Origin of the sequence: Halobaculum marinum (assembly GCF_029338555.1) — an archaeon.
In the GTDB taxonomy this organism is placed as follows: Archaea; Halobacteriota; Halobacteria; order Halobacteriales; family Haloferacaceae; genus Halobaculum; species Halobaculum marinum.
On sequence record NZ_CP119990.1, the window covers coordinates 150,725 to 170,696 of the forward strand.

Consider the following 19,972-nt stretch of genomic DNA (forward strand, 5'->3'; position numbering starts at 1 on the left):
TATCGGGAGGTTCGCGCAGCACCGGCTCGGGCGGCGGAAGCGCGGGTCGTCACCCACTATCAGGGAGCTAACTAAGTTCGGTGGGCGCTTGACGACGGTAGATCGATGTCCGGGGACCGCGGAGCGACGGGTCGAGTCGACACGAACGGTGCGACCGCGACGGCCAGCCGTCGCGCACGCTGCGATGTGGGGTCTCGACGCGCGGGTCGGCTCCGTGGTGGGACGACGTGCGCCGAGGGGGCCGCCGACTGATGTGGCCGTGGGACCACGTTGCCGTCGCCTACATCTGTTACTCCCTGTACACGCGAGTTCGCGGCGGGCGGCCGTCGACGGTGGCCGCCATCGCGGTCGTCGCGGCGGCGACAGCGCCCGACCTCATCGACAAGCCGTTGGCGTGGTGGCTCGGGGTGCTCCCATCTGGGCGGTCGCTCGGCCACTCCGTCTTCACACTCGTGGGAGTGACTGTCCTCACAGGGGTCCTGGAGTTGCTGGCGCGCGTTCGCGGACTGACCGTCGCGGTCGCCCTCGGGTGGGGAAGCCACCTGCTTGGCGACGTGGCGTACCCACTCGTGGTGAAAGGTGACCTCCGAGTGGGGTTCCTCCTGTGGCCCATCGTCCCAGCGGGAGATGCCTCGACGCCGGACGCGTTCGGCCACATTTCGGAACTGTTCGCCGCCTTCCTCGGCTACCTCGCGACGCCCGCGGGGGCGACGTACCTGCTCGCGGACCTCGCGCTGTTGCTCACGGCGCTCGTGCTGTGGATCGCAGACGGCGCGCCGGGGACGGAGTGGTTCTTGTCGCCCGCGGAGGCGGAACCCGACGCGAGCGAGTAGCACGAGCCGCCATTCCGACGAGGCAGGCTCACTCGATGTAGCCGAGCCCCCGAAGTCGCGCCTCGACGACCTCATCTTCCCCGCCGGCTTCTCCCCTCGCGCCTGCGACCGCCGCCGTGGGGCGCCCGTCCGTCGGATCAGTGTCGGTCGCCGCCCTCGTCTCTACCGGGCGGTCCGCAGCGTCCGACCCCGGCGCGAACGCCGACCACAGCACCTCACCGTCGACGGTCCCGGGGATCGGTTCGCCGATGGCGTGTAGCAGCGTCGGGAGCACGTCCGTCACCTGGGCCCCGTCGATCCGAGCGCCCGGGTCGACGTCGGGACCGACCGCGAACAGGATCCCCCCGGGACGGTGGCCCGCCGCGGCCCGGTCGGCGTCGACCACGGCCTCGTCGGTGAGGGGCGTCTGGACGAGATAGCCCTCGACCCCCTCGACCACGAGGTCTGGCGAGTCCGGATCCTCGGGGAACAGGTCGTCTCCGTCGAACACCTCAAGCACGCGTTCGCCGGTCCGTGGGTCGGTGACCGACTCGAACAGCCCCACGAGACGGCGCTTGAGTGGGTCGACCGCGTCGGGAGCGACGACGCCGTCGTCGAAGCGGTCACGGCGGTTTACGTAGACGGAGCCGTGGCCGCGGACGAACGCCTCGGAGCGGGCGTAGTCGACGTCGTAGACGGCGTTGTCACCGGGCACCTGCATCGCTACCATGTCGACGAGCCCCTGCGGGAGCGACTCGACGAGTGCGGCGTCGTCGATGCCGACCCGGTCGAGCCACCCGCGTATCGCCGACTTGTCGACGCCAAGGCGTCCGAGCACGCCACGAGTGCCGCCGGCGTCGCGCCGCGCGAGCAGCCCCTCGCGTTCGAGGACGCGGTTCGCGGAGACGACGCGCTCGGCGGGGCCGAACCCGTGGTCGGAGACGACGAACAGGGTCATGTCCCGCGCGTCGGTGTACGCGCGGACGGTCGCGAGCACGCGGTCGAGTCGCTTGTAGTGGTCGAGGATGATCTCCTCGTCCCACACCAGATGTTGGAGGCGGTCGGGGGCGGTGAACACGACGAACCCCAGCCGGAACGTCGTCTCCGCCAGCAGGAACTCCAGCAGGCGTTCTCGGGAGTCGACGAGGGCGTCGATCTCGCGGGCGAAGGCAGCCGCGTCGCCGTCGAAGCGCTGCCAGTCGAGGCCGATCTGGTAGTCCGGAATCGCCTCGGTTACCCGGTCGGCCAACTCCGGCGGGTGCGTGAACCCCGGTCCCGTCGAGGGGGTCATCATCCCCGTGACCATGGCGCCGTCGATGGAATGGGCAGGGTACGTCATCGGCACGTTCGCCACCGTCGCCGGCGTGACAAGGTCCCAGGCGTGCGGGCCGCGTATCTCGTCGGCCGTGACGACCGAGTGTGAGTAGTCCCGTTCCAAGCGGCGGAACCAGTAACAGCCGTGGCCGTCGGGGCGCCGCCCCGTCGCGATAGCCGGCCACGCGAGCGGGGTCGACGGCGGCGTGGTGCTGTCGAGCGGGCCGGCCGCCCCGTCGGCGAGCAGGTCGGCGAACGCGGGGAGCTCCCCCTCGCGCGCCCACCGCTCGACGAGGTTCCACGGCACCCCGTCGAACCCGAGGACGAACGCCCCAGGCCCGTCCGGAGCCCCGGTCGGCGTCCCGGTCATGGTCGCTCCTCCGTCGGCGTCTGCCGCAGGTTGACTGGACTCATAGTCCACACCGGCGGCTCTCGGGAGGAGGAGCATTGTTAGGACGCTGATGAAGCTACAGAGCGCTACAGAGCAGTTATCGAGGTCGTGGGAGCAGTACGGAGCGGCCAGTCGAACCGCAGTTGCGAGAACCTAGTGCTTGGAGAGATCGCTAGCTTCGGCCACTCAGTCGCCGGAAATTCGCCGTCGAGCATCGGAGTACGGGCCGTATAACAATGCCCGGAACGGCGGAAGCGCCAGCCATGAGATCGATCGCCGGGTCCGGACCGTGGCCGCGGGCGGAGGAGCAGCGATGAGCGGCGACGAGGACGGGTCGAGCGTCCTCGGTCGCGTCCCGACCGACGTGCCGTTCGTCGCGGGGTACGCGCTGTTGGTCGGTGTGTTGGTGCTGGCTGGGGTTGTCGGCGGGGCCGTCCGCGTCGTGCTCGCGGCGCCGCTGATCCTCTTCCTCCCTGGGTACGCCCTACTGTCGGTGCTGTTCCCCGCCGACCGACCGGCGGACGCGGAGCGCCCGAGCGTGTGGCGCCTCCCGACGGCCGACGGGCTCGGGTGGTTCGAGCGGTGCTCGCTCGCGGTGCCGACCAGCGTCGCGCTCGGGCCGCTCGTCGCCGTCTCGCTGGCCGCCGTCGGCGTCCCCCTGACGACCCTCACGGTCACCACGACGCTGGTCGCGCTGGTGTTGCTCGCGAGCGCCGCCGGGGCGGTCAGACGGATCCAGTTGGCGCCGGCGGCGCGGTACGACGTGCCGGTCGGCAGGTGGCGCGAGGAACTCCGGACACGGTGGGGTGGCGACGGGTCACGAATCGACCGCGGGCTTGACGTGCTCGTCGCGCTCGCCGTCGTGCTCGCCGTCAGCGGACTGGCAGTCGGGTTCGCCGCCCCCGACACCGGAGAGTCGTACACCGAGGCGGCGCTCCTGACGCAGGGGAACGACAGACTCGTCGCCGGGAACTACCCCGAGGCGGTCCAGGCGGGACAGTCGACCGACCTGGTGCTCACCCTCGACAACCGACTCGGCGTCGACGCCGAGTACGAGGTGGTCGTCGTGCTCGACCGCGTCCGAGGCGCCAACACCACGGAGTCGCTGACCGTGCTCGAACGGAACGAGCTGTCGCGGTTCTCGGTGTCGGTCGCCGACGGTCAGCAGGCCCAGCAGAACCTCTCGGTGTCGCCGACACTCCTCGGTGAGAACCTCCGCCTGAGCGTGTTCGTCTACCGCGGCGAGGCACCGGCCAACCCCTCCGGCGCGACCGCCGACGAGCACCTCTACCTCTGGATCGACGTGCGATAGCAGGGGGAGACACGCCCCGACCGCGGACTGCGGACGCACCGATCGCTCCTTCTCTGGCTCTGGCACCCACCTCACCGACGAAGTGCAGCGACCGCGCGTGTGGCGAGCAGTTCGCTACGACGACGTTCATCCCTTCGCCGCCGACGGCTACCACGTCCGCAGCATCGACGGCCAGCGCACACCATAGCCCTCGTCCAGTCGGTCCGCTGTAGAGGGAGTCACCGTCGAGTCGGCGACCGTGGCGAACACGGACACCGGCGACAGTGGTAGCCGGAGCCCAGGAGGCGAGTGGACGTGCAGTCGCAGAGGAGTCGGGACCGACGACGTGGACGGACCGACGACCGCCACTGCGTTGACAGGTGAGAGACGGGCGAAGAGCCGGTCGGACGCAGGTCGGTGTCGCCGTCGTAGGCGGAGACTGTCGCCGCAGATCGACCGCTGGCGGTGGGGCGGGACCGCGCGCTCCGAGCGCGGTACTCGCTCTATAACAATGGGCGGACCGGCGGACGTACCGACGATGACCCTACGAACTGCCGTCATCGGCGGCGGAACGGTGTCCGAAGTGCACCTCTCGGGCCTCTCGAAGAACCCGCGGACCGAGCTGGTCGCGATCTGTGACCTCGACGAGGAGATAGCGACCGCGAAGGCGGAGAAGTACGGTATCCAGGCGTACACCGACCTGGACGAACTGCTCGCCGCCGAGAACCTCGACTGGGCCCACGTCTGCACCCCGGTGCAGACGCACGTCCCCGTCGCCAAGACGGTGATCGACGCCGGCGTGCCGGTACAGATCGAGAAGCCGATCACCGAGACGTATGCGGAGTTCGAGGAGCTGGCCGAGTACGCCGCCGAACACGGCGTGACCGTCTCCGAGAAGCACAACCACAACTTCGACCCCGTCGTCCGGCAGGCGCGCAAGCGCATGGAGTCGGGCGAGTGCGGCACGATCAAAGGCGTCGAGGTGATCTACACCGGCTGTTCGAACCCCGACGACCCCAACCGCGGGCCGTGGAACTTCGACCTGGCCGGCGGCGAGTTCGAGGAGGGGCTCCCCCACCCGATCTACATGACGCTGCGCGCGGGTGGGTACCCACGCTCGGAGGACGACGTGCAGGCCACCACCCAGTTGATGGGCGAGTACGAGTACGACTTCACCTACGACGGCGCGATGGTCCAGTACGTCTCCGACGACGACGTGCTGTGCCGGACGACGATGCTCGGTGGCACCCGGCCTGTCCGACAGCTCATGATCCACGGGACGGAGATGTCGCTGACGGCCGACCTGATCTCCCAGACGCTCGTCGAACACGACCGCAACTACAAGGCCGGCGGGAAGGGCCGCGCCCTCAACAACGTCGACAACGTGATCGACCGGGTCGCGGGCACCATCCAGAACCTCCGGGCGGTGATCAAGCGCAGTAACTCCGACGACTGGGACACCGAGCGGCTGCTCAACGCCCACTACTACCAGAACCACGCCGAGTCGATCGCGCTGGAGGCGGGCGACCCCTCACAGATGCCGGTGCCGCTGTCGGAGTCCCGGTGGATGGTCCGCCTGATGGAAGAGATCCGGACCGCCGCCGCCGAGTCCGCCGAGGAGGGCGCCCCGATCGACGCTGAGGCAATCACCCAGGACGCCGAGTGATCGAGGGATCAAGAGGATCATGAGTGTGAACGGGAGTTCGGTGCCGGCGCTCGACCGTGTCGTCCGCGAGTCTGGACGACGCCTACTCGACCGCCTGCCGACCCTGGAGACACCGATGCTGGTCGCGCGCGACCGGTTCGCGCGGGCACAGATCCGCGCCCGGACGATCGCCAACGGCCTCCGCTACGACGCGCCCCCGGAGCCGTACCGGCTGATCCAGATCGATCCCGCAGCAGTCGAGCGCGGCGTTGAGTTCCACGTGCCGAAGTACACGCAGGCCGGCGTGGTCACCGGCGGCGACTGGGACCGCGACGATTGGGACCGCGACGACTGTTTCCGCTTCGCCGACCTCGACGTGTACCAAGCGTACGTCGCGCACTTTGAGGAGGGCGTCCCGTGGGAGGAGACGCCCTTCTACGACCGCGTCGTCAACGAGATCGAACGCGGGGTCGTCAAGTGGGGGTGTCGGAGCGAGGCGGAGTTCCGCGAGCGCTGTGAAAGCATCGAACGCCTGTACGAGCGACTCCGGACCGACGGCTACCGGACGCAAGCGCAACTGCTCGCCGAGAGCGACGACGACCCGATCGAGTTCGGTCGCCGGTCTCAGTTGCTCACCGAGCGACTGAAAGACGAGATCGCCGTCCACGTCGGCCGCGACGGCGAGTTGATCTTCAGCGACGGTCGCAACCGCCTGTCGATGGTGAAGCTGATCGGGCTGACCGACGTCCCCGTACGCGTGCTGCGTCGGCACAGCGGCTGGCAGACCGTCCGCGACGCGTACGTCCGCGGTGAGGAGTGGGCCGCCGACTACGCGGACCACCCGGACATCGAGTACCTCGAGTTCGGCGCGCAGGCGTAACCGCCGACCTCGACCGACGGCAATTCTCCGCTGACAGTTCTGTCGACAGCCGTCTGGCGGTTCCGCCGTGCTACCGGGCCGTGGACTCGCCCGTCGCAGTCGGGAGTTCGAGGACGACCACCGCGCCGTCTGACTCGGTCTCGACTCTGGAGAGCGTCCCGTTGTGCGCGTCGACGAGCCAGCGCGTGAGCCACAGTCCGAGGCCGCTCGCGTGTGTGAGCTGTGAGATCTCTTGATCGCCGGTGATGACCGCCCACTCCGTGTCGGGGATCCCGGGGCCGTTGTCGGAGAACCGGATTACAGTCTGGTCGGTGGGGTCGTCCGGCGCAGTCACCTCGACGTGGAGCGCGACTTCTGCGGAGTCGTTGTGTTCGAGCGCGTTCTCCGCCAACTCGACCAGCGCCCGCCCGACGTCCACGTCCTGGTTCACCTCGACGGGGACCGTCGCTGGCATCTCGACGCTGATCTCGGCGTCGGGGAAGCGGTCGCGCTGTTGGTCGAGCGCGCGCCGGAGGTGCCATCCGAGTTCGACCCGCTCGGTCGTGCCGCCGCGGGCGCCGAGCACCTGTTCGATACGCTTGGCCTTCTCGCTGAGCGTGGTCGCCTTCCGCGCCTTCGTGGCGAGGACGCCCGCCGCCGACGCCAGCGCGGGGTCGTCCAGATCCTCGGCGAGCAGTTCCCCCAGGCCCATCACGACGTTGAGGTCGTTCCGGAGGTTGTGTCGGAGGACGCGGTTGAGGATCTGCAGGAACCGCTCGCGCTCGCGCTGCTCGGTGATGTCGGTGTACACCGCGAACGCGTGCTGGCGACCGTCGCGTGTGTACGGGATCCCACGGAACAGGAAGTCCATGTCGCCGCTCGCGGTCGTGCGTCTGACCTCGGCGGGCGACGGGTCGCCACCGACGACGCGGCGGTCGATACGGCGCGCGTCGTCGAGTGCGCCCGAGGGGACGATCCGGTCGTTGAGTGACTCGCCGGCGACCGACGCCGCGGGCGTGTCGAACACGTCGGTGAACGAGGGGTTGGCGTCGACGATCCGCGGAGCACCGTCCGAGAGGTCGACCTCGACGACCGGGTCGGGGAGGTTCTCGAACAGTTCACGGAAGCGGTCCCGTTCGCGACGGAGGTCCTCGCGCGTCTCGGCGAGTTCGCTGATGTCCGAGAGGACGCCGGCGACCGCGCCCGCGGCGACGTCGTCGGCGACCGGCGACAGTTCGATCGCGACGGGCGTGCGCCGTCCGTCGCCCCGGTCGACACTCGTCTCGACGGTCCGGGTCGGATCTGTCGGGTCGTCGGAGACCGCCGCCGCCACCGCCGCCGCGCGCTCGGCGTCGGCTGTCGCGACCACGTCGCCGAGGTCGACGCCGACGAGGTCGTCGACCCCGACGTAGCGGTTCAGTTGGTCGGTGGCGAACGAGAATCGACCGTCGGTGTCGAGGAGGAACGCCTTCTCGTCGACGTGGTCGACGACCTGCTGGAGGCGTCGCATCTCCGCCTGTCGGTCGAGCCTGTCGAACGCACTCGCGGCGGTTCGGACTAGGAGTTCGACGAGGGCAGCGTCCTCGCGGTCGAACGATTCTGGGTCCGGCGACCCGACCGCCACCGTCCCATGGTCCCCAAGCGGCAACAGCATCGCCGAGCGAGCGGGCCCATAGTCGCGGTCGTTGATCGCGTCGAGGTCGTCGACGATGACTGGTTCGCCGGTCCGAAACGCCCGGCCGGAGGGGCCAGTCGAGTCCGACACCGCTGGGTACGACGCCATCGCCGGCGCCATCCGTTCGGACGCCTGCGCGGGCCGCAACACGCCCTCGTCGGCGTCGTGCAGGCGGACAATTGCCCGGTCGTACCCGAACACGTCGTCGAGCGCGTCGACGGTCGACGCGAGCAGTTCCTCGCGGCCCTCGACCCGCTGGAACCACCGCGTCACGTCGACGAGGTGGCCGAGGGTGCGCTCGCGCTCCTTCCGCCGGGTCACGTCGCGCTGGAACCCCGTGTAGTTGCGCAGGTCGCCGTCGTCGTCGAACACGGGGGCGAGGATCACCTCGTTCCAGAACGGGTCGCCGTCGGCGGTGTAGTTGCGGAGTTCGACCGTCGTCGACTCGTGGGCCGCGACCGCCTCGCGGAGTTGGGCGACGGCCCGCTCGTCGGTGGCGGGGCCCTGCAGGAACCGACAGTTCTGACCGACTGCGTCCGCGGCGTCGTAGCCCGTCACCTCTTCGAACCGCTCGTTGACGTACACGAGCGGGTTGTCCGCCTGGTTCGGGTCGGTGATCGACATCCCGATGGGAGCGGTCTCCAGCGCCCGCGTCTTCAGTTCGAGTTCCTGCTCGCGACGCTTGCGTTCGGTGACGTCGGTGAAGTAGACGGACAGTCCAGACTCGGAGGGGTAGGCGTTGACGGAGAACCAGCGGTCGACCGGGTCGTAGCGGTCCTCGACGGTCACCGGCGTCTGCGTCTCCATCGCCTCGGCGAACGGCTCGTAGAACGCCGATTCGAGCGCCTCCGGCGCGTGCGCGAGGAGGTTCTCGCCGAGCAGCGGCTCCCCTTCCTCGACGTGCATGATCCCGCGGAGCACCTCCGCACCGGCGCTGTTGGCGTACGTCACTTCCCACCCCGGAGTGATCGCGAAGAAGCCGTCGCTCACCCGTTCGAGCGTCCGTCTGAGGTGGTCGCGGGCGTCGACGAGGCGGCGCTCGCGGTCGGTCTGGTCGCCGCCGGACTCGGCGTCGGTGTCGAGCGCGCGGTCGAGGCGGTTGACCGTCACCTCGTGGACGAGTTCACCGTCGCTGAGCGGGAGGACGTCGACGGCACCGGCGTCGAGCGCGTCGCCGGCGGCATCGAGCGTGGTCGCGGCGAACACCGGGACCGCGGCGTCGGCGAACGCGCCGACGGCCGCCGACCCGTCGACGAGCGGGGGTTCGTGGTGACAGATCACGCAGTCGATGTCGTCGCCGGAAGCGGCGAGCGTCTCGACCGCCTCGCCGACGCTTCCGACCGGCGACACCGAGAGGCGACGCCGCGTCGCGTCGGGGAGCAGTCGGCGGAGGGCCTCACGCGGTCGCCCCGACGGCGCGACGAACAGCGCACGCGCGAGGAGGTCCTGCGGGGACGTGGTCGACATTCCTCCACAGTCCCGTCGTACAGCTACTTGAATCTGTGTCCGGCCCCGTGCGGGGCAGTGATACCGCGGCGTGCCGACCGGGAGACAGTCGCTCAGCGGGCGAGCGGTTGACGCTGAGCCAACTCCGAGAGGCCCTCGCGGAGGTCGACACGGGGTTCGAACCCGAGCAGGCGGCGCGCCTTCGACGCGTCGGCGCGACTCCGTTCGACGTCGCCGGGGCGCGGGTCGGTGTGGACGATTCCGGCGGTGGCGCCGCCGACGTCGGCGATCAGTTCAGCGAGTTCGCGGATCGTGACGCTGTCGCCGGTGCCGATGTTGAACGCCTCGCCGACGTGGTCAGTCGTCGCGGCCGCGAGGTTCGCTCGCACGACGTCTGCGACGTGGACGAAGTCGCGCGTCTGGGTGCCGTCGCCCTCAACCGTGAGTGGCTGGCCCGAGCGCGCCTGTTCGAGGAACGTGCTCACGACACCCGCGTACTCGCCCGCCGACTGCCCGGGACCGTAGACGTTGAAGTAGCGGAGGGCGACCGTCTCCAGTCCGTACAACTCGTTGTACACGCGAGCGTAGTGGTCGATGGCGAGTTTGTCAGTGGCGTACGGCGAGGTTGGGCGGGTCGGGTGCGACTCGTCGATTGGCACCGTCTCGGGGTCGCCGTAGATGGCGACGCTGGAGGCGAGTACGACGCGGGCGTCGACCTCGCGGGCTGCGTCGAGCACCGCCAGCGTGCCGGCGACGTTCACGCGGTTGCTCTCGACGGGGCGTTCGACGGACTTCGGGACGCTGACGAGGCCGGCCTCGTGGAACACGAGGTCGACACCGGCCATCGCTTCGCGGAGGAGGTCCTCGTCAAGCAGGTCGCCCTCGTACAGCTCTGCGCCCGCGGGGACGTTTCGCTCCTGGCCCGTCGAGAGGTCGTCGAGCACGCGCACCTCGTTGTCGTCGACGAGCGCGCGGGCGATGTGGCTCCCGACGAACCCCGCACCCCCCGTAACAAGCACCGTCCGCCCCGTGACATCGGCGTCGATGGTCGCCGTATCTGTCGCCGTGTGTGTGTCCATGAACGTCGGGAGCCGAGGAGCGAGGATTGTTATGGGGCAACAAACCACGTTGTAGGCTGCTTACCCGAGCAGGCGAGCGACCTCTCGAGGGTCGAGCACGCCGCCAGCGACGGACAACAGGCCCCACACGAGCACGCCCACGAGGACCACGCCGAACAGCGTCACCAGCCCGGAGACGTACGGGAGTGCGAACCACACCGCCGCGGCCATCCCGGCGGTGACGAGACAGACGATTCCGAGCGCCCTGACGACGCGGGTGAACGTCAGCGACAGCTCCTGGTGGATGAAGTAGACGTTCGAGGAGGTGTACACCGTGTAGGTGATCACCGTCGCGATTGCCGCGCCCGTGACGCCGAAAATCGGGATGAGCAGGAGGTTGAGGATCACGTTCGCAACTGCCATCGCCGTCTTGATGATCGCCCGCGACCGAGCGCGACCGAGGTAGTCCAGTCCGTCGCTGGTCACCTTGTTGACGGCGTTGACGAGGATGAAGCCGCCGTACACTTGGACGACGGGGACGGCCCCGAGGTAGTCTGCGCCGAAGACGTAGCGGATCATCGGGTCGGCGACCAGCGCGAGGCCGGTGACCGCCGGCACGTACGCCAGCAAGACGTACATGAGCGAGCGCTCGTACATCCGGGCGGCACGGGCCGTCTCGCCCTTGGAGTTCTGCTCGCCGAGCGCCGGCGAGATGGTGAAGCCGAACGACGACGCCGGCATCGAGACGAAGTCGGAGATCTGTTTGGCGATGGTGTAGAAGCCGACGGCGGTCACGTCAAGCAGCGCGCCGACGATCAGCACGTCGACCTTCTTGTCGAGGACGTTCGCCCCGCGCGTCGCCGTCAGTGGGACGCTGTACTCGAGGATCCGACGCGAGATCGACGCGTCCGGGTCGCTCGTCGCCTCGAACTCGCCGGCGAGGCGCTTGGCGAGCAGGAGCCCGCCGACGACCGCGGCGACCAGGTAGCCAGCCACGTACCCCCACAGCGCGCCCGCGACGCCGAAGCCTGCCACGATGAGTCCGACGACGAAGAGGACGCGACCGACACTCATTGCGACCCGGACGATACCGCTCCACTCGACGCGGCCGAAGGCCCGCAGCAGTTCGCGGGCGTACTGCATGAGGGCGTTGCCGATGACGTAGCCGGCGCCGATCAGGAGGAACGGCACCAGCGTGTCCTGGCCGATCATGCGGGCAATCGGCTCGCCGACGGTGACGATCGCAACCCCCACGACGAGCGCAAGGCCGATGACGAACGCCAGCGAGCGACGGACGACGTGACGGACGAGCCCCGGGTCAGACTCGGAGAACTCGGTGACGTAGCGGCTCGCGGACTTCGGGAGGCCGAGCGTCGCGAAGATGGCGACGACCGACATCGCCGCGAGCACGAAGTTGAGCGTTCCGTACTCCGCGGGCGTCAGCAGATACCGCGTGAGGAGGACGATGAGGGCGGCGTTCGCCAACATGTCGAAGGTGTTGGCAGCGAACGTCGCCTTGACGCCGCTCGCGACCCGCTGTCTCAACGATGAGGCCACGCGTCAGGCCTCCTCGGGGTCGACCGCCCGTACGTAGTACAGTTGGAAGCCGTCACTGGACCGGACGCGGTTCACGTCCGTCGTCGTCTCCAGTCGAGTGAAGCCCTCCTGGGCGTAGCGGAAGCCGTCGTACAGCACGACCTCGCGCTCGTAGCCGGCCTGCGTGATCGCGAGGTAGCGCGTCTCGCCGTACGCCCGGTCGTACTCGGCGTCGTTGAACCGTTGGCTCGACGTGCCGTCCTCGTACCCCGGGAACTCGAAGCCGAAGCGTGCGTACTGGGTGCCGTAGTAGTAGTCGACGTACCGCTGCGGGCCGCCGCGGAGGCCGGTGAACTCGATGTCGGCCTGCCGGTGCTCGAACGACGCGGAGTAGCCGCTCATCTGGCTCTCGGTGACGTGCGCGCTCGGCTGGTACATGTACGGCGAGGAGTGGTAGCCGATCGCCGCGACCGGCGCGAGCACCAACAGTAACACGAGCACGAGCACCCGTCCGGTGCCAGCGGGGGCGGCGGCGTCGACCTTGTCGGCGGCGAGGGCGAGACCGACGGCGGCCAACACAGTAACGAACACCATGATGAACCCCTGGTAGCGGAAGTACTGGTCGCCGGCGCTGATGACGAACATCAGCAAGAACACGCCCGACAGCGGGACGAGCGCGATCCCGAGGTACCGGACGGCAGCGTCGGTCCAACCGTCGCGCATCCGTCCCGAGAGCGCCACCGACAGCACGGCGACGGCGATCAGCGTGAACACGAGGCCGACGAGGAACAGTCTGAGGAACACCGTCGAGATGCTCCCACCGAGCGCCGTCAACGAGGTCGACTTCGCGGCGACGACGGTCCCCGCAGACGTGTCCCCGCCGAGGATGCTCGCGATGGTGAACGACACCGTCCCGGTGGCCCGATCGAACCGCGGCGCCCACAGCAGGAACGCCGCGGCCACGACGACCGTCTGGAAGCCGAGCCAGCGGTGACCCGCGATCAGACTGCCAGAGCCGAACCGGCGGTACAGTAACTGAATACCCGTGATCGCGATGAATACCAACACGACGTTGAGTGCCTGTTGCGGGTGGATCAACACCATCGCCATCGAGACGACCGCGAGGAGGGCGCCGGAGCCGGTGACGCCGACTCGACCGCCGCCGTCGGTCATCGTGGGCGAGGACGCAGGGTCGTCCACGGGTGAGGCGGCTGCGACGGCGTCGCGCGAGGAGTCGAACACGTACGTCAGCGCCAAGAAGACGACGACTGGGAGGAACATGATCGCCTGACTCGTCGGGTGTGCCCCCGGGTGGACGCTGATGTTGTTGACCGGGGTGAACAGCGCGGCGGCGACGAGGCCGATGGCGTACGCCCGTCGAGCGTCGGTGACGAGTTGGACCACCAGCGGCACCACCAGTAGGAACACCGCCGGGAACACCAGCAACACGACGTACTGCATCGCGGACGTGAGCGGTACCCCGGCGACCGCCGAGACAGTGACCGACAGGGTGTGGATGCCGGGGTAGAGGAGTTCCGTGGGGGCGAGCGTCCCCGCGGCCATCTCGCGCGCCCACCCGAGGTGGGACAGCGAATCGCCGGCGCCGTAGAACTCGTAGCCGCGGATCACCGGCATCGCGGTCAGCGCGACGCCTGCACAGCCGATCGACAGCAGTCCGGCGCTCCCGTACCGGCTTCCCCGGGGTGTCGCGAGCGCGGCGATCAGGCCGGTAGTGGCAGCAATCCCGAGACCGATCCACGTCACCGTCGGCGTTGCTGCGTACAGTGACAGTTCGTAGCCGGTCGCCGGCGAGCGGTGCGCCACCACGACCGCGACGAACAGCCCGAGGTAGCCCAAAAGAAGCGCAATTCCGACGGCACGGCGGTTCAGAGATCTCATATGACGTTGCTCACCGATTACCGGCAGTCGGATTCCTCCGGGGATTGTTATAGAGCCGATACGGGCCGCCAGTGACGACCGCCGACGGTTCACGTGAGACTACCCGCGCGGTCACGACAGCACCTCCTCGTACACTTCCAACAGTCGTTCGCCCGCCTCGGCGATGCCGATCTCCTCGGCAGCCCGCCGACCGTCCGAGCGCTCGCCCGCCCGGAGTGCCTCGACGACGCCCGCGACGAGGTCGTCGTCGGTGTCGGCCACGCGCGACAGCGAGACGCCGCGGAGGCGCTCCGGCACGTCGCCTACGTCGGTCGACACAACCGGCAGTTCACACGCGAGCGCCTCCTTGACGGCGTTGGGCGACCCCTCGCGCTCGGAGGTGACCAACAGGACGTCGGCGGCGTTCATGAACACCGGCATCAACTCGTGAGGCTGGCCGGAGACCGTGTGGAGTCGGACGTCGAACTCGCCGTCGAGTTCCGCGGTCACGCGCTCGGCGACCCGCTGTGCGCGGGGGTAGTCTTTCACCCCCCGGGCTGGCGGGTACGGGAACAGGATGTGCTTCACGTTCGGGTCGTGCTCCCAGTCGAGTCGGTCGCGCGCCCACTCGATGGGCATCGGGCGGAACAGGTCGAGGTCGACGCCGTGGGGGATGACGTAGCACGGTTCGTCCAGTTCCTCGGCCATCCGCTCGGACATGACGACCACGGCGTCTGCGTAGCGCGCACATCGCTTCGTGAGCCAACCGTACTCGCCCATGAGGTCGGTTCCCCACAGCGAGAGGACGACCGGCAGTCGCATCTGGGCGAGTGCGTGGGGAGCGGTAAGTCCGTAGTTCGCGTGAACGAGGTCGTAGTCGCCCAGCGAGTGTCGCAGCACCGACGGGAGGAAGCGGGCGTAGTGGATCGGTGAGCGACCGTCGGTCTCCTCGCCGTCGTACGTGCGGTCGCTGGGAACTGAGATGGTGGTCTCGTCGACGCCGAGCTTCGAGAGCGTCTCCCGCTGCTGGACGAAGAAGCGCGACTGCTCGCTGGGGACGAGATTGAGGACGCGCATCCTCACCGACTCATTAGCCGGTAGGCCGTCTTGGCGGCCTTCATCCCCGCGCCTTCAGACTCGACCGTGTAGTAGTGGACGAGGTTGGCGCCGAACTTGCTCTTGTACTGGCAGAGGCGCTCCGTGTTCGCCCCCATCAGGTCGTACGTGTCGACCGACTCCAGCGGCTCCCCGGCGGCGATGTCCTCGATGATCGACCAGTGGACCAAGCTGTTGACCGCGGTGCCGTCGACCGTCGCGATGGCGCCACCGAGCCAGAAGTAGGCCGCGTCGTTCGAATACAGCGCGATGATGCCGCTGCGGAACTCGCCGTCGGCGTCGCGGACGACGTACGGACGACAGCGGTCGACCGCCGACAGTGCGTCCGTCAGATCGCGGACGTACGGCCACGTCAGCGTGAACGGTTCGTCCTGCTCCTCGTAGCGCTCGCGGGCCTGCTCGTAGATCCGACGGATCGCCTGGCGTCCCTCGACTTCGACAGTGACGTCGAGGTCCTGCGCGTCGGAGATGTCCCGGCGGAGACTCTTGGAGAACGACGACATGATCGCGTCGGTGTCCTCGCCGACCGGGAGGTGATAGGTGAACGATGGCTTCATGGACAGCTGGGACCAGCCGAACGGCCGGGGGTCGGGGTAGCTCGTCGGGCACACCATCCGGAACAGCGTCGTCGACGAGCCCACGTCGAGTTCCTTCAACAACCCCTCGGTGAACCGGCCGTTCACCCGCTCTTGTTTGCGCTGTTTGGGGCTGGCGGGGGTGACGAGCGGGCCGAGTCGCGGCACGCCGAACCCGGGCGGCGGCGACATCGCCGCGGTTCCGAACGCCTGCTTGCGGACGAAGATGGGCGCGAGCCCGACCGCCTGTTCCCCCTTGAAGCCGCCGTACAGTCTGAGTTCGCCGTTCGCGTGCGAGTCCAACGCGTCGAGCGCCTCCGGCGTGTGGAACACCTCGAAGCCGTCGCTCGGGAGCGCGTCGGACCACTCGTCCAGCGAGAGCCGTCGTATCTCCATGTATGGTGAGGGGGACCCGACGTGGGGATTGTTATACGGCGGTTACCGACCGGAGGCGGCCACGAGACCGCCGATCGCTATCAGTCGGTCAGCGACTGGTGGAGTGGAGATCGGAGGGGTTATTCGCACCCCGCCGTGGCGTTCGGGCGTGCGACGATCCCTCCGGTTCGCCGCGGGAGCGACGCTGGGCGTCGCCGCGCTGGCGGCGTACCTCGCGTACGCTGGTCCCCACCAGGTACTCGATCGCGCGACCGCCGTGGCGCCGTGGGCCGTCGCCGTCGTCGCGGCGCTCGTCGTCTGCGAGGCGGTCGTCGACGGCGTCGGCGTGTGGGCGTCCGTCCGCCCGCTGAACGGCGGTATCTCCCCACGGCGGAGCGTTCAGTTCGCGCTTGCGGGCGACTTCTTCGACGTGCTGAGCCCTGCCGGGCCGGTCAGTTCCGAGCCGATCATGGCCCGCTTCTTCGGCGTCGAGACCGGGACCGGCTACAGCGAAGCGCTCGGCGTCCGCGGCGTCGCGAAGTACGTGAAGTCGGGCGCCCAGTTGCTCGTGTCGACGGCGTTGGTCGCGGTGTTACTGCTGGACGGCGTCTCGCCACGGTACGTGCTCGTCACGCTCGGCGGTGCCGTGGGCGTACTGGCGCTCGGCGGCGTCGTGCTCGTCGGGGGGCGCGGTCCCCTCGACCGCGCGGTGGTCGTGCTCCTCTCGCCGGTGGTCAGAGTCATATCGGGACTGTACCGGGAGGATCCACACGGCCACGAGGTCGTCGTCGCGGCGGTAGAGCGGTTCTGGACGCGAGCGCTCGCCTTTCGAGAAGCGCCGCGACTGGTCGCGCTCATCGCCCTCGGTGGCGTGCTCGAACAACTGCTGACCGCGAGCGCGCTGTGGGTCGCACTCGCGGGGACCGGATCGTCGGTCGCGCTGATCGCACTCGTGGCGGTGATCCCGCTCCCGCAGGCTGCCAGCGTCGTCCCCGTCCCCGGAAGCCTCGGCGCCTACGACGTGTTGTTGGCGGGCGCGCTCGTCGTCGTGACTGGCGTGCCCTCGGCGAGCGCCGCGGCGGCGGTGCTGGTCGTGCGGACGTTCGGACTCGCCACCGCGTTGGGTGTCGGCGGCCTCGCGACGGCATTCCTGCGCGGGTGGACCCCCCGCGGCGGGTGAACCGACGAGTCGGGTTGTCGAATCGGTCGAGTTATACTGATCCGTCGGACTCGGGTGCTATGGCAATCCTCGAAGACGCCGTCCTCGGCGTCCACATCGCGGCGGGCTTTCTCGCGCTCGCGGCGGGGGCCGGCGCGCTCGTCACCGAGAAGGGAGGTCGTCGACATCGCCGTCTCGGGCGAACGTACGTCGGTGGGATGGCGGTCGTCTCGGCGACCGCGCTCGGCCTCCTGGCACTCGAACAGAGCGTCGGACGGATCGTGCTCGGGTTGATCGCGGTGTTCAGCTTCTACTTCGCCTTCTCCGGCTACCGCGTCCTGTCCCGCAAGCGACCGCGCGACGCCCCCGAACGTATCGACTGGGCCGCCGCGGGGCTGTTGGCGGCGGCGGGCGTCGGGATGATCGGACTCGGCGCGACGTTCGTGCTCGACGGCGTCGACTTCGGCGTCGTGTTGCTGGTGTTCGGCGGCCTCGCATTCGTCTTCTTCGTCAGCGACGTGCGACAGTTCCGAGCGACGGAGACGCCGCCGCGGACGTGGTTCTTCGAGCACGTCAAACGGATGGGCGGGGCGTACATCGCCACCGTCACCGCGTTCGCCGTGGTCAACGCAACCTTCCTCCCGACGGTCGCGCGGTGGCTGGTGCCGACGGTCGTCGGCACGGTCGCGATCAGACTCGCCACTCGTCGCTACCAGCGCCAGTTCGCGTCGGGAGGCCAGCCAGCGGACGCCGACTGACCGCCTATCAGGAGAACGGAGTCGCCCTACTCGGGCCGGTCGGTGCCGCCGTCGGCGGTCGCGTCGGCGACGCGGTCGCCAGTCTGGACTTCCCACCGTTCGAGGTCGTCGAGGTCCAGCAGGGCGTAGAACTCGCCAGGGGAGCCGACCCAGCCACCGAGCTCCTGTGCCCGGCTGATGAGCTTCCGGTAGATTCGGCGGTGACCGGGGAACTCCTCCGGCGCGAGGTGTCGGAGGTGCCACAGGACGGACATCACGGCGCCCTCCTCGCGGGCTTCCTGGAGGATGTCCTCACACACCTGCCACGCGGCGTCGAAGTCCGCGCCGGGGTCTGGGAGGGACTGCTCCATGATCGTCAGCGGGAACACGACGAACTCGTCGCCGAAGGGGCGGCGGAGGCCGTGGCCGTGGTGGAAGCCGTACTCGCCGCTGATGCCGAGGCTACAGTCGTACTTCAGCCCGAGCGAGCGCTGGTGTTCCCACGTGTCCGGCGTCTTGAGGTTGAGGTAGTGCTGTCGACCGCCGGTCACGGCGCGGCCGAGCACCCGTTCGACCGTCTCCTTCTCTGCTCTGAGACGGTCCGGGTCGTCGAACGACTCGTATGAACCGTGGAGGCCAATCTCCCAGCCGCCCTCGTCGAGCGCGCGGATCGCTTCGACGATGTCGGGGTCGGTCGGGTCGTAGCGCCCGGCGAACAGCTGGACGCCCTCCATCGTGACCCACTCCGAGCGTGGGCGGTCGCGGAACAGGCGCTGTTCGTCGAGGATGTAACACGCCGAGCGGACGCCCAGATCGTCCTCCAGCGCCATCACGTCCTCGAACTGCCAGTAGGGGTTCACCCCCGGCATCAGCGTCGAGAGGTGGTACGCCCGGCGCTCGGGCTGGGTCAGCGCGTAGTACAGCGACTGGTACGTCTTGTACGGCCGGTCGATGTCGTGGGTGAGCAAGAGGCTGAACTCGTACCCGTCCGGCACGGGGCGCTCCTCCGGCGGTTCGACCCCGCCGGGCCACGTCAGGTCGTCGTTGCCCGGGAGGAAGTCGTACTCGTCGCGGGTCACGCGGCCACCTCCTCGGCCAACTCGACCATGAACGCCGTCACGTCCACCTTCTCGCCCAGCAAGCGGCGGCGAGCGCGACGCCAGCGGCTACCGGCGTCGGGGTCCCCCGCGAGGTCGACGGCGCGGTCGAGGACCGCGCGCTCGTCGGTCAACGACTCGACGAGGCCGTAGTCGGCGAGCGTCTCGAAGTTGCCCATGCTGGAGTCGTACGGGTCGAACCGGACCGTCGGCGTCGCCAGCAGCGCGGCCTCGGTGGCCATCGTCCCGGAGTCGCCGACGTACAGGTCCGCGAACGCGAGCAGGTCGTGCATCGCGTCGGGCGCGACCGGCGAGGCGTGCTCGCGGAGGTCCTCGGGGAGCCGCGACTCGCTGGTGATGTACACCGAGCCGTGCTCGCCGAGTCGGTCGACGAGTTCGCGCACGCCGTCGGGCGAGAAGCCCGCAGTACCGTTGTCGTGGTGGGCGCTCCACTCGACGAGCCGAATCACGGCGAACGGTTCGTCGGGGTCGACGCCGGCGTCCGACAGCCGCGTCGGGTCCGGGTCGAACCGTGCCGGGTGGAGGTACGCGAGTTCGTGGTAACCTTGATACCGGAGCTGGTGGTCGCCCACGTCGCGGGCGAACTCCGCGGGCGTACAGACGACCGAGGCGAACGGCGTCGTCACGCGGTCGAGCAGACCGGCCTGCTCGGTGTCGTGAAACACGACGTTGGGCGCGCCGACGAGCCGCGAGACGTACGCGGCCGTCGGGTTCAGCCTGCTGAGCACCACGTCGGGCTCGAAGCACGTCGCCAGCCGCAAGAGACGCGCGCCGCGGCCCGTCCACTCGCGTGCGGCGCCGGTCGCACCGGTCGCCTTCGTCGACAGCGGCGTGTGGTCGATGCCGTACGCGTCGAGCAGATCCGTCGTCACGTCCTTCTCCCGGCTGACGACGCGGACCGCGTGCCCGCGCTCTTCGAACTCGCCGATCGCGTTGCGGAACAGGTGGACGTGGGCCGGGTGACTCACGTCGACGAGGACCCGCATG

General features: G+C 69.1%; 15 protein-coding genes. 6 read left to right on the forward strand and 9 right to left on the reverse strand.

Going from position 1 to position 19,972, the window contains the following annotated elements; genetic code table 11:
* Positions 1-251 precede the first annotated feature (251 nt).
* Positions 252-833, forward strand: coding sequence for a metal-dependent hydrolase (locus P0R32_RS16070; protein WP_276239469.1), 582 nt, complete (start codon positions 252-254; stop codon positions 831-833).
* Positions 834-861: 28 nt separating this feature from the next.
* Here the strand turns inward: P0R32_RS16070 and P0R32_RS16075 are convergent, their stop codons facing one another.
* Complete coding sequence (locus tag P0R32_RS16075) at positions 862-2,496, reverse strand: alkaline phosphatase family protein (protein ID WP_276239470.1); 1,635 nt, start codon at positions 2,494-2,496, stop codon at positions 862-864.
* A gap of 334 nt (positions 2,497-2,830) precedes the next feature.
* Between P0R32_RS16075 and P0R32_RS16080 the strand changes: the two genes are divergently transcribed.
* The 3 genes from P0R32_RS16080 (at position 2,831) to P0R32_RS16090 (ending at position 6,333) form a co-directional block, all read left to right on the forward strand.
* Complete coding sequence (locus tag P0R32_RS16080; protein WP_276239471.1) at positions 2,831-3,829, forward strand: DUF1616 domain-containing protein; 999 nt, start codon at positions 2,831-2,833, stop codon at positions 3,827-3,829.
* Between the two features lie 517 nt (positions 3,830-4,346).
* Complete coding sequence (locus tag P0R32_RS16085; protein WP_276239472.1) at positions 4,347-5,474, forward strand: Gfo/Idh/MocA family protein; 1,128 nt, start codon at positions 4,347-4,349, stop codon at positions 5,472-5,474.
* Positions 5,475-5,493: 19 nt separating this feature from the next.
* Positions 5,494-6,333 (forward strand): ParB N-terminal domain-containing protein, encoded by an 840-nt coding sequence (locus P0R32_RS16090; protein WP_276239473.1) that lies wholly within the window; start codon positions 5,494-5,496, stop codon positions 6,331-6,333.
* Between the two features lie 70 nt (positions 6,334-6,403).
* Here P0R32_RS16090 and P0R32_RS16095 read toward each other — a convergent pair whose 3' ends face one another.
* The 6 genes from P0R32_RS16095 to P0R32_RS16120 form a co-directional block, all read right to left on the reverse strand.
* A complete protein-coding gene (locus P0R32_RS16095; RefSeq protein ID WP_276239474.1) occupies positions 6,404-9,454 on the reverse strand; it encodes a PAS domain S-box protein in 3,051 nt (1,016 codons plus the stop codon).
* Positions 9,455-9,546: 92 nt separating this feature from the next.
* Positions 9,547-10,512, reverse strand: coding sequence for an NAD-dependent epimerase/dehydratase family protein (locus P0R32_RS16100; RefSeq protein ID WP_276239475.1), 966 nt, complete (start codon positions 10,510-10,512; stop codon positions 9,547-9,549).
* Between the two features lie 60 nt (positions 10,513-10,572).
* Positions 10,573-12,048 (reverse strand): flippase, encoded by a 1,476-nt coding sequence (locus tag P0R32_RS16105; protein WP_276239476.1) that lies wholly within the window; start codon positions 12,046-12,048, stop codon positions 10,573-10,575.
* A gap of 3 nt (positions 12,049-12,051) precedes the next feature.
* Complete coding sequence (locus tag P0R32_RS16110; protein WP_276239477.1) at positions 12,052-13,926, reverse strand: hypothetical protein; 1,875 nt, start codon at positions 13,924-13,926, stop codon at positions 12,052-12,054.
* Between the two features lie 111 nt (positions 13,927-14,037).
* Positions 14,038-14,982: a glycosyltransferase gene (locus P0R32_RS16115; protein WP_276239478.1), complete on the reverse strand. Its 945-nt coding sequence runs from the start codon at positions 14,980-14,982 to the stop codon at positions 14,038-14,040.
* 2 nt (positions 14,983-14,984) lie between these two features.
* The gene (locus P0R32_RS16120; protein WP_276239479.1) at positions 14,985-15,992 is read right to left on the reverse strand and encodes a GNAT family N-acetyltransferase; all 1,008 of its coding nucleotides are present in this window, start codon (positions 15,990-15,992) and stop codon (positions 14,985-14,987) included.
* Between the two features lie 148 nt (positions 15,993-16,140).
* On the opposite strand from P0R32_RS16120, the gene P0R32_RS16125 reads away from it, so the two are divergent.
* Together P0R32_RS16125 and P0R32_RS16130 are read left to right on the forward strand one after the other, a co-directional pair.
* The gene (locus P0R32_RS16125) at positions 16,141-17,151 is read left to right on the forward strand and encodes a lysylphosphatidylglycerol synthase domain-containing protein (protein WP_276239480.1); all 1,011 of its coding nucleotides are present in this window, start codon (positions 16,141-16,143) and stop codon (positions 17,149-17,151) included.
* A 59-nt stretch (positions 17,152-17,210) separates the two neighbouring features.
* Positions 17,211-17,888 (forward strand): DUF2306 domain-containing protein, encoded by a 678-nt coding sequence (locus P0R32_RS16130; protein WP_276239481.1) that lies wholly within the window; start codon positions 17,211-17,213, stop codon positions 17,886-17,888.
* Between the two features lie 26 nt (positions 17,889-17,914).
* Here the strand turns inward: P0R32_RS16130 and P0R32_RS16135 are convergent, their stop codons facing one another.
* Positions 17,915-18,946: a polysaccharide deacetylase family protein gene (locus P0R32_RS16135; RefSeq protein WP_276239482.1), complete on the reverse strand. Its 1,032-nt coding sequence runs from the start codon at positions 18,944-18,946 to the stop codon at positions 17,915-17,917.
* Positions 18,943-19,971, reverse strand: coding sequence for a DUF354 domain-containing protein (locus P0R32_RS16140; RefSeq protein WP_276239483.1), 1,029 nt, complete (start codon positions 19,969-19,971; stop codon positions 18,943-18,945). Before P0R32_RS16140 ends, P0R32_RS16135 begins: the two co-directional genes overlap by 4 nt.
* Between the last annotated feature and the right edge of the window lies 1 nt (position 19,972).

What these genes read in the sequence shown, in the direction of transcription:
- P0R32_RS16100 (WP_276239475.1), bottom strand. Translation starts at nt 10,512, where the DNA reads ATGGACACACACACGGCGACAGATACGGCGACCATCGACGCCGATGTC.
- P0R32_RS16090 (WP_276239473.1), top strand. Translation starts at nt 5,494, where the DNA reads ATGAGTGTGAACGGGAGTTCGGTGCCGGCGCTCGACCGTGTCGTCCGC.
- P0R32_RS16120 (WP_276239479.1), bottom strand. Translation starts at nt 15,992, where the DNA reads ATGGAGATACGACGGCTCTCGCTGGACGAGTGGTCCGACGCGCTCCCG.
- P0R32_RS16075 (WP_276239470.1), bottom strand. Translation starts at nt 2,496, where the DNA reads ATGACCGGGACGCCGACCGGGGCTCCGGACGGGCCTGGGGCGTTCGTC.
- P0R32_RS16070 (WP_276239469.1), top strand. Translation starts at nt 252, where the DNA reads ATGTGGCCGTGGGACCACGTTGCCGTCGCCTACATCTGTTACTCCCTG.
- P0R32_RS16140 (WP_276239483.1), bottom strand. Translation starts at nt 19,971, where the DNA reads ATGCGGGTCCTCGTCGACGTGAGTCACCCGGCCCACGTCCACCTGTTC.
- P0R32_RS16085 (WP_276239472.1), top strand. Translation starts at nt 4,347, where the DNA reads ATGACCCTACGAACTGCCGTCATCGGCGGCGGAACGGTGTCCGAAGTG.
- P0R32_RS16110 (WP_276239477.1), bottom strand. Translation starts at nt 13,926, where the DNA reads ATGAGATCTCTGAACCGCCGTGCCGTCGGAATTGCGCTTCTTTTGGGC.
- P0R32_RS16130 (WP_276239481.1), top strand. Translation starts at nt 17,211, where the DNA reads ATGGCAATCCTCGAAGACGCCGTCCTCGGCGTCCACATCGCGGCGGGC.
- P0R32_RS16080 (WP_276239471.1), top strand. Translation starts at nt 2,831, where the DNA reads ATGAGCGGCGACGAGGACGGGTCGAGCGTCCTCGGTCGCGTCCCGACC.
- P0R32_RS16115 (WP_276239478.1), bottom strand. Translation starts at nt 14,982, where the DNA reads ATGCGCGTCCTCAATCTCGTCCCCAGCGAGCAGTCGCGCTTCTTCGTC.
- P0R32_RS16095 (WP_276239474.1), bottom strand. Translation starts at nt 9,454, where the DNA reads ATGTCGACCACGTCCCCGCAGGACCTCCTCGCGCGTGCGCTGTTCGTC.